The sequence below is a fragment of the Fluviispira multicolorata genome, from assembly GCF_009208585.1.
GTDB lineage: Bacteria > Bdellovibrionota_B > Oligoflexia > Silvanigrellales > Silvanigrellaceae > Silvanigrella > Silvanigrella multicolorata.
Genome location: NZ_WFLN01000007.1, coordinates 398,243 through 408,765, shown reverse-complemented (window position 1 = coordinate 408,765; position 10,523 = coordinate 398,243). Strand labels below are relative to the sequence as shown.

Annotated in this window: 7 protein-coding genes; 5 read left to right on the top strand and 2 right to left on the bottom strand. The window is 28.9% G+C overall.

Features of this window, described 5'->3' with window-relative positions:
* Nucleotides 1–429: 429 nt before the first annotated feature.
* Complete coding sequence (locus tag GCL57_RS10815) at nt 430–1,635, bottom strand: pyridoxal phosphate-dependent aminotransferase (RefSeq protein ID WP_152213361.1); 1,206 nt, start codon at nt 1,633–1,635, stop codon at nt 430–432.
* A gap of 361 nt (nt 1,636–1,996) precedes the next feature.
* On the opposite strand from GCL57_RS10815, the gene GCL57_RS10810 reads away from it, so the two are divergent.
* Nucleotides 1,997–2,626, top strand: a complete 630-nt coding sequence (locus GCL57_RS10810) for an HAD hydrolase-like protein (protein WP_152213360.1) — start codon at nt 1,997–1,999, stop codon at nt 2,624–2,626.
* 114 nt (nt 2,627–2,740) lie between these two features.
* On the opposite strand, the gene GCL57_RS10805 is transcribed toward GCL57_RS10810, so the two are convergent.
* Entirely contained in the window at nt 2,741–3,721 is a 981-nt protein-coding gene (locus GCL57_RS10805) for a flagellin N-terminal helical domain-containing protein (protein ID WP_152213359.1), read from the bottom strand.
* Nucleotides 3,722–4,003: 282 nt separating this feature from the next.
* Here GCL57_RS10805 and GCL57_RS10800 point away from each other — a divergent pair, with 282 nt between their 5' ends.
* Genes GCL57_RS10800 through xseA form a run of 4 tightly spaced genes read left to right on the top strand, consistent with a single transcriptional unit; the run spans nt 4,004 to nt 10,487 of the window.
* Nucleotides 4,004–5,269 carry a DUF1343 domain-containing protein gene (locus tag GCL57_RS10800; protein ID WP_152213358.1) on the top strand — a complete coding sequence of 422 codons (1,266 nt, stop codon included), beginning with the start codon at nt 4,004–4,006 and terminating at the stop codon, nt 5,267–5,269.
* A gap of 6 nt (nt 5,270–5,275) precedes the next feature.
* A complete protein-coding gene (locus tag GCL57_RS10795; protein ID WP_152213357.1) occupies nt 5,276–7,012 on the top strand; it encodes a hypothetical protein in 1,737 nt (578 codons plus the stop codon).
* Nucleotides 7,009–9,039: a hypothetical protein gene (locus GCL57_RS10790; RefSeq protein ID WP_152213356.1), complete on the top strand. Its 2,031-nt coding sequence runs from the start codon at nt 7,009–7,011 to the stop codon at nt 9,037–9,039. Before GCL57_RS10795 ends, GCL57_RS10790 begins: the two co-directional genes overlap by 4 nt.
* Nucleotides 9,036–10,487: an exodeoxyribonuclease VII large subunit gene (gene xseA, locus GCL57_RS10785; RefSeq protein WP_152213355.1), complete on the top strand. Its 1,452-nt coding sequence runs from the start codon at nt 9,036–9,038 to the stop codon at nt 10,485–10,487. The genes GCL57_RS10790 and xseA overlap by 4 nt, the downstream gene beginning before the upstream one ends.
* Nucleotides 10,488–10,523 lie beyond the last annotated feature (36 nt).

The following is a 10,523-nucleotide window of genomic DNA, read 5'->3' as shown; positions in this document are numbered from 1 at the left end:
GCACTCTGTTTCTGCTCTCTTCTCTTGTCAAATAACTTCTCTTTGCTTCACTTAGCCTTCTCTTTTTATGAGTGACTTCGCTAGCAGCGAGAACCTTTAGCTACACAACCCACTTCGCCTTGTCAAATTTTTCTGAGAAAAAAACTTAAAAAAGTTTAAGGCTATGTTTTTATATAACTTTTCAAAAATAAGTATTTTTTGAACACCCCTGTTAGAAAGAGTGGATAAAAGCTATATACACGCCCAAACTGAAGGATTCTAAATACTATTTTGAGTTCAGAATCTATTCACATTTTTCAAATTAGTCAATAAAAAAATAAGAAAAAAGTATTTTAAAAATAAGAAAAAGTAATGAATAATTTACTATTAAATTAAATAATTTAAAAAGACATTTAAAATAGTTATTTTTCGTTTAAGTCTTTCCTTAAATTATATTTCTTTAGTATATAGTGAAATACGCCTAGCCGCTTCTTCTATTTTTTCAATAGGTTGAGTTAAAGAGGCTCTAAAATATCCAGAACACCCAAATCCACTGCCCGGCACACATAACACCCCTTTTGCCACAAGTCCCTCACAAAACATTCTATCATCTTGAATTGGTGATTTTGGAAAAACAAAAAAACCTGCAGAAGGGTGCACAGTCTTGATTCCGCCTTCTGCTAATATACCAATAAATTTATTAACTCTCTGTTCGTAAAGATTTACATCAACACGTGCATTGAAAACATGTGGAAGAATTCTTTGCATGAGTCTCGGCGCTCCAACAAATCCAAGTACCCTCCCTGAATTTCTAAGGGCATTAATCGCTCCTAATTTACTCTTATCTTCACTCCAAGCTATGTAACCAATACGCTCCCCAGCAAGCCCTATGTCCTTTGAAAAAGATCTTATCAACCAACTGTATTTATAATTTTCTAAAATAGAAGGAACATGTTTATTTTTAAAAACGATGCGACTGTATGGTTCATCAGAAATTAATTGTATGCACTGTCCCGTTTTTGTTTTTCTCTCTTCTAATATTTTTACAATTTTCTTGACTGTTTCTTTACTATAAAGAACTCCTGAAGGATTATTAGGACTGTTCATTAGAATAACTTTAGTCTTATCTGAGATTTTTATTTGTAAATCATCTAAATTAGGCTCATGATTTTCATCACACTTAACAGTAATAGGTTTTGCATTATAATTTAAAATATAAGGAATATATTCTGGAAAATAGGGTGCAAAAATAATTGCTTCGTCATCTTGCTCTAAAAAAATGCGTAATAATATTTGAATCCCTCCGGCCGCACCCACCGTTAAATAGACCGTATCTTGCGAAATTTGGGCTATTTCACTTTGCGATAATTCTTGTGCTATATATTTTCTTACTTCTGGTAATCCTGCAAAATCCATATATCTATGCTCGCCTTGCTGATCATCTTCTAATAACTTCTTAATAGATTTTTTAACAATTTCAGGTGGCTCTAAATCTGGATTCCCTAATGAAAGATCAATTAAATCAGCTTCAGGATTCTCTTGCAGAAGATTTTGTCCAAGCATAAACATTCTTCTGATATCCCCTCCTACATTTGAAAGTTCATTAAATTTTTTTGCATAAAAATCTTGCACATAAAAATTATTATTTTGGTCCATATAAACTTTCCTCTAAATTAATAATCAATTATTTATGATAAACTCTGATACATTATCTAATATCATTTTTTAAACTTAATAAATCAAGAACATTTATAATTGATACACAAAATTAGTTTTTTTTCAATTATTAAAAAATAATATTAATTATCAAAATAAAACATAAGTAAATATATATTTATAAAATAATAAAATCAAAATTTTTATTATCCCTCTAGTAAATTATTTAGATTTGCATTTACAGTGAAAATATGTATTTTAAGATTGCATAATGTGATTATTTTGCCATTTTAAGAAGAAATATTTATGCTTAATTTATTTTGAGTAATTTAAAATTCAAAAATAAAGGGTCAAATACTTAATGAAAATAGCAGTTTTTGATTTTGATGGTGTGATTGCTGACAGTCGCATGGCTATTTTTGAAGCATTTAAAGAGATCTCAATAAGAAAAAAAACACCACTTATAACAAGTGACGAAATCTTAAATCTAAGTATAAAACAAATATTGAGCAATTATAAGATTCGCTGGTATCAGATACCATATTATTTAAATTTATCTCGTAAAATTATTTATTTAAACAGAAATCTTATTACATTAGATCCACAAATTATTAAAATGTTTGAAAACATTAATACTGAAAATATAAAAATAATCATTTTATCGTCAAATTCTGAATGCCTAATAAATGAGTTTATACAAAAAAATCTACCTAAAATTAAATTCACAGAAGTGATTGGAGGAGTCTCTCTCTTTGGTAAATCAAAAAAAATAAAACAGTTAATCAAAAGGTACTCAAAAAATAAAAGTGATTTTATATATATTGGAGATGAAGTGCGAGATATAATAGCTGCAAGAAGTGCAACTATTAAGTCAGTTGCAGTATTATGGGGTAAGGAAAGTGAATATCTTTTAACTCAAGAAAAGCCAAATTTTATTGCAAAATCAGGTTACGATCTCGCTCATATTCTCAACAAATTTGCCCAAGAATAAAAATAATTTCTTATATTATATATTTAAAATATATCTCCAAGTATTTATATTTTAAATATATAAGTACTTGGATAATTTTTCTAATAATATCATAACAAATATAACTAAGACTTATTATCCAAGCAAGCGAAGCGCTGCTGCTGGAGATTGGTTTGCTTGTGTTAACACAGCAACACCTGCTTGTTTTAAAATGTTACTTTGTGCATAGCGAGTTGTTTCTTCTGCAAAATCTGTGTCGCGTATACGGCTATTTGCAGCAGAAAAGTTCTCGCTCATAATTGCCAAGTTACTTACAGTTGATCCAAGTCGACTTTGAATTGCACCGAGGTCGGCACGGAATCCAGCAAGTTTATTGATGGCATCATCAATTTTAGAAATGGAAAGTTGCGCTCTGTGTTTTGAAGCAAGCGGGTCATCGTTACTATCTTTAGAAACAAAAACACCTATTGACTCAAGGGAGTCATCATTTCCACGCCCTAAATTTAATCCAATAGTACTTGTATCAATTTGATCGAATTTAATACGGATAATGTTAACTGGGTTACGCCCAAATGGATCATCAACATCCGGTTTATCAACTCCTGCATACCAGTTTTTACCGACTTGAACTTCGAATGGTGGGACATTTGTTCTTTCAAGCATTTTTGCATCTGGAATTTTATCTTCCGCATCTTTACCAATAAGCAACAAACTTCCATTAAATTCTGTAGAGTTTGTTATACGATCTATTTCATCTTTGAGCGCAGTATACTCCTTATTAATAAAGTCACGTTCATTGTTTCCTATTGTATCAGATGCACCCTGCACAGAAAGTTCTCTGAGGCGATTTAGAATATTTCCAATTTCATTCATCCCGCCTTCAGCAACTTGCACAAGAGAAATACCATCATTCGCATTTCTCTTTGCCATATTTAAACCACGAATATCTGCCTTAATTTTTTCGCTGATTGCTAATCCAGCAGCGTCATCTGAGGATTTATTAATTCTAAATCCAGAACTTAATTTTTCAATGGATAGATCGTTTGCTGCAGTTGAAATAGACAATGCGCGTTGTGAATTTAGCGCTTGTATATTGGTTTGAATTCGCAAACCCATAATATGTTTCCTCCATGAAACTAAAAATCATCTCTAATATAAGAGATTGACAATCATCCATGATTGTCGCAATTCCAAATTCAAAGTCAGCGCAAAAGTTTTTTATAAACGATGCGGCGGCATGAAAATTTTATTTTTTAATTTTCTTATGCCATCATGAACAAGGACTGAAAAAGAGATCGGAGAATACTTTGTTCTCTTAAGTAGGCATTTATTACTTAGCTCAACAATAAGACACATAAATAAGACTAAATATATTTTCGCAATTATAAAGAGGTAACAATGCATCCCGCAATAGATAAATTAGAAAAGCAATATAACCTTTTAAAAGATTTTAATAAAATCGGAATTGTTGCGAATCAAACTTCTGCAAATTCAAAATTTATTCCATCAACTGAAGTTATTTATAAGACTACTCAAAAAACAGAAAATGCAGTTGTTACTTGTGTCTTTGGCCCACAACATGGCTATGGACAAACAGAACAAGATAATATGAAAGAAACCCCAAACGATTATTTTATTTTTTCAGATGGGCAAAAAGTTCCACTTTATAGCTTATATTCTAACACACGTGAACCTCAAAAAGAGCATCTTGAAAATGTTGATACTATTGTTATAGATCTGCAAGATATTGGCTGTAGAGTTTATACTTATATGTTGACCTTAGCAGCATGTATGCGTGCTGCTGCAAAATATAATAAAAGAGTTGTCGTTTTTGATAGAGCGAATCCTCTTGGACTCTGTCATCAAAATAAAAAAAATGATTGGCACCTTGTTGAAGGAAATCGACTCGAAAAAAAGTGGCACAGTTTTGTTGGATGGTATGATATCCCCATGCGTCACGGATTGAGTATGGGAGAGCTTGGTTATTATTTTAAAGAGCATGATAATTTAAATTTAAATTATCAGGTTATCCCTGTAGAAAATCTTTCAAGAAAAACACAATTAAGTGAATTAAAAAATTTAAAATGGGCAATGCCATCTCCAAATATTCCCTGCTGGGAATCAGCTTATTTTTTTCCTGCTTTTGTTGTTCTCGAAGGTACAAATGTCAGTGAAGGTAGAGGAAGCACAATTCCATTTCAATTGATTGGAGCACCTTGGCTGAATGTACGAAAGTGTATGCAGTTTTTAAAAGAGTCGAGCAGTTTATTTCTTTATGACGCTTCGCAAAGCGATTCAATTTTTATGCGAGAGCATAATTTTAGACCTACGTTTAATAAGTATATGGGAGAAATCTGCAATGGAATTCAATTCCATGTAGGAAAAGCTGAAAATATTAATCTTTTCGCATTGGGCATGTGTTTTTTACAATTTTGTTGCAATGCTCATCCAAAAGATTTCAAATGGGCATCACCTGGTTATGAATATAATTTCAAAGATTTGCCTGTAAACCTTATTCTTGGAAAAGAAGAGTGGTATGATCACTTTGAAACGGCAAAGTCACAAAGTAACAGCGAAAATCTTAAGATCCTTTTTAAAGCGATAAAAGAAGAAGAATTAAGTTTTATGAAGGATTTATCGAAATATCTCATTTACCAGGAATAGGAATTCATGTCGAGACATAAATTTTCAAAATCCTCTATGTCCAATTTATCAAAATTTTCTCTAGATAAAAACTATTTATTTTTTCTCATTTTATTTTCAATAATTTACGCAACATTAAAATCTTTATATGATATAATCAATTGGGAAAGAGATTTTCTAACATTTTTTAGTAAAGATATTATTATAAATAATGTAATATCTCCATCATCATTTCACATGTTTCTAATGTTTTTAAGTGCTTTTATTGCAACTTTGATTCCAGCTATAATTTTAAGATTTTGTTGTGGAATAGTATTAATCAAATCACAAATAAAAGTTCAAAGAATTTTTTCATTTTTTTTAACAATTATTTTTCTATTTACAACTCAAAATGATGGATTTTCTTTTGGCATAAATATCATAAATTCACAAGAAATAATAGATATTTCAAAAATAATAAATTATATTTTTTTAGGATTTTTTATAATTTCATCTATAATATTTTTTGTGAATATAAATGAAAATGCTATGAATAGAAAAATAAGAATTATATTTATATTCATATTAATAATATCTTACCTAATATATGATTGGAAAAAAACAAAAGATTTTCGAGCCGAATCTAAAAATAATATAGAAAATTCTGAGATTGTATTCATTCTAGAAAATACTGATGACACAAATATAAATAACTTTAAATCGTCACCTGAATTTGAGTATATAAAAGAAAACTTCAAACTTGAAGATGAAAAAATATCTCTTATATCAAATAGTATCCTTGCTAATTACGCAACTATGTTTTCGGGATTATATCCTTATGAATCAGGAATACGTAACGAAAATCCCTCAAATTCAAGAATTGAAGCTCTCAATATGTATATTCAAAACAATAAAAATAATGAGAGAAGAATTTATATAAGTAACATTGGCAATCCATCAAGTACGGGAGGCCTGATCAGAAGTTTCGATGGAGGAATTCACTGCGATAATAAAGTAAATGATATTTATTCTTATTCTATAATAAAAAATTTTAATTCATTTTTAATATTTATTCCAAACTCACTCATTATTAAAAAATTTCCTAAGGCTCTCTGCCTAAACTCTTTAACTGACGATGCAAATTTGACTGCGACCGATATATACACAAATATAAACAAACATACTGGAGAAAAAAAGCGGAAAATTCTTATTAATATTCTGAGAAAAGATATTGGCGAAACAAATTTAATAAAAACTATCGAAAGAATTAATGAGACAATAGAAACTGAAAATATCAAAATTAAAATATTTTTTATACAACCAGAAAAAATGTTTTGCAAAATTATTAAACTTATAAAACGTGGTTCTTCTGATAATAAAGACATTAATTTATTAACATTTTCAAAAGATAATTTTATTAATAATAAAAATATAGAAATCAATACTTATTTTGAGTATGAAGAAGAAATAAAGATTAAAAATCAGGAAAAATATAATATAATTGATAATAGAGTCACTAGTAGATTTAATAATGATAATATATTAAATAATACTATTAAAAGAAAGTTTACTTGCAACAATTTAAAGCAAGAGCAAGAGTTTTCAGCTCTATATGAAAATAGTACACGAGATTTCCCTAAAAAAATTATACTAAAAGGTAAATATAATACAGATCCAAAAAACTGTGAGAATCAAATTCGAAAAAGCTTTGAACGAGATTTAAATTTACTTATTGATGAAAACAATTTTGATAGATACTTCTCATTATCAGTGGAAAGAATATGAAGAAAAAAAAATTCAAAAAAAATAATATAATAATATTAATTGCTTTTATTATTCCTACCGCTCTCTTTTTCTTTAAAGATGATGCATATATTTTTCTCAAAAGGTTTGAAAAAGCAGAAAGAATAATAAATCAACTAAACTTAGATGAGTTCATAAATAAATCAATTTCAAAAAATGATAAAGAGCTTCTTGAGGCTTCAAATAGATTAGATGAAAAAAATATATTTGAATTATTTCACTTTTCAAAAAAAGGAAAACTTCGTTCACAAGAAATTGATAGTTATGCAAGAACAAATCCAAGAATAATTTCAATATTAAACTCAGATAAATTAATAAATAAATTAACTTATTCTTATAGTAATGACAGAAAAAGTAGCATTCTACTTGATACTATTATCTTAACAAATGGTGAAAGTATAAATTGTGATTGTCTTGAAGCATTAAAAGAAAGAAATCTTATTTTTGAAAATAAAGGTGCTCCACCAAATAAAACAGAAACGTCTAATTATATCACAATTACATATGAAAATAAAAAATTTGATAACTTTGAAATTAAAAATAATGAAAGACTCAAAATCAATATACCAAATGCGAAAGAAGGAAAATCCATAACTATTTCATGGAAAAAAAATTCATCAGGTGTGCTCATTTTTTATGGAATAGAAAAAAAAATCATCCCAAATTCTCAAAAAATATTGTTTCTAACTACAAATCTTAGCAATAATGATAAATTTTTAAAAACATTAAAGGAAAAGCTTAAACCCGAAAATTCATTCATTAGCCAAGAATCATATCCAACATACTCAAATTTTGAACAAAATATTAGAGCTCTTGAAACAAACTCTTCCCCCATAAACAATGGATATACTTATGAATCAAATGATTTATTTAGAGATCGTGAAAAATACTTTTATAATATAATCAATCAAAAATCAAAAGATCTCCTGAGAATCAATGTTTTCTCAGAAGAAAAAAAGGACTCTCAAATTCAACATGCTAATATACTAATAAATATCAGAAGGGATCGCTCAATATATAATATTAAAAATATTATTACTGACACTATAAGAAATTCAAATACAGAAGTGATTAGACTCGATCTGAATAGTTTAGATACAAATAGTGCAGGGACTATCTTAGATATAGTTGATCAAATGAAAAAAGATATCTCCATATTCATTATTACAGGGCATGATTTTGACATTAATAACAATATTTTAAAATCAAATCAAAATTTAATTATTTCAATTCCAAACATTGAAAATCAAGAACTTATTGAAGAAATAAAAAACAAACTAGCTAATAAAAAATTTCAACAAAATATCGTGATGGATATTTTGTTGAGAATAATTAAAGAAGACAAAAAGAAAACAACATTAAACTTACCAACTAGCATTGTAATTCAATCAAAAGATATAGATGCGTTTATATTTAATAATGAAGAATATATCTCAAACAATAAATTTAAAGTATCAATTGAAAATATCAAAAAATACCAAAAAGAGATTGAGGAACTTAGAACACATAATCAAATAAAAGACATATCATTTTCATTTATAAATATTAAGTCTGCCAAAATTAAACTTTTTTCCAAGGATAAAGTTCTAAGATGTTTTTCCAACAAGAGCATAAAAAATACAAGCTTTGGATACGACTCAAAGCAAAATTATTTTACAGTTGAATTGAAAATGGTTGAAGAACAGAATATAGATGAATGGGAGTTAAGTTGTCTTATAAATAGCGATAACTTTATAAACGAGTATAAGATTGAAAGTCAAAAAGACGGTAAACCTTTAAGCCCAACTCAAATTGCCATAGGACAATACGTGTTGCATCCAAACCCAAATCTAATAAGCAATAACTCTATTATATTAAATAATATTAATGATTTTTCACTGTTAAAAGCAAAATCATCTCCACGTCTTGTTGACAAAGCTTACAACGAAGATCTTATGATTTGGTCAAATGATTACCCAACTTTATCTCCTACACTCAAATACTCTGTGACTTACGAAGAGAAACAATGAAGAGATCATATCAAACTTTAGAAAATAAACTTATCCTTTTAGGAGACACTTTTTCAATAAAAGAAGAAATTAAAAAGTCAGGTGGACGTTGGGATGCTTCCCAAAAAAATTGGTGGCTTGAGAACAGCGAAAAAAATCTCACCTTCATTTGCTCCCTTGGATTTCAAAAGCAACATATAAATCAAACTCATTTTGCACAAATAGTTAATACTGAAATCTTATCTGTAAACGAAATGAGTGTTTCAAATTTTGTTTATATGATTGAGTCGGTTATAAAAAAGAACTTAAGTGAAAAATACTCGATTTTTGGAGAAATCACGAGCTTAAAAATTGCAAATGGTCACACTTTTTTTGATTTAGCTGACCGTGAAGAATCTCAAATTAATATTTCGTCGAGTTTAAGAGCAACAAGCATTTCTTGTATTTTATGGGCTGGCAAAAAAAAATTCCTATCTGAAAAAATTTCACAAATAATGCTAGAAGATGGAACAAAAATAAAAATTCTCGTTAGCTGTGATTTTAGAAAGGAAGGAGCACGCATCAATGCCATTATAGAAGACATTGATATCCAATACACACAAGGTGATCTCCTTCTTCAAAGACTTGCAATTGTCCAAGATCTTAAAAAGCGAGGGCTTTACGATAAAAATCGAGAGTTAAAGATTCCAAAACTTCCCTTAAATATCGCACTCATTACCGCAGAGAACAGTCGTGCCTGTTCTGATTTCATGAACGAATTAAAATTATCGAAAATTTCATTTCGTATAACAATTTATGATTGTAATATGCAGGGAGAAAGAACTTCTGAAAACGTATGCAATGCATTTCTACAAATTGAAAAAAATAAATCCACATTTGACTGCATTGTGATCAGTCGAGGTGGCGGCAGTAAACTCGATTTAAGATGGTTTGACGACATTGAAATTGCAAAAAAAATAGCTTATTCTTCTCTTCCTGTTATTACGGCCGTTGGACATTTTGATGATTTAAGTATTGCAGATGAAGTGTCATGTATTAGCGAAAAAACACCTACAGCAGCAGCACGTTTTTTATCTTCAACAGTTTTAAATACACTTAATTTATTTTTTACTCGAATGGAAAATCTAAGTGGTCATTTGCTACGTAAATTTGCACGCGAAAAAGAATTTTTAAAATCCCTTGAAAATAAACTGACTCATTGCGCAAGAAGAACTCTACAATCTGAAAAAAAGAATTTAGCAAACTTGGAACACATGCTGCGTATTTATAAAAATAGCACACAAAAAGCATTACAAAGAGGTTTTGCCATCGTATACAATGACAATGAGCAAATTATCACTCCCAAAGAACTCCTTTCTAAAAATCCTCCTAAAAAGTTAAAACTAGAATTCGCCAGTGATTGCACAAATGAACATATCTTTGTAGATGTGACAGTGAAAGGGATATCCCTTCAACAAGATAAAATCTAGAAGCAGAAAATAAGCCTGCTTCAATGATAAAAGAGA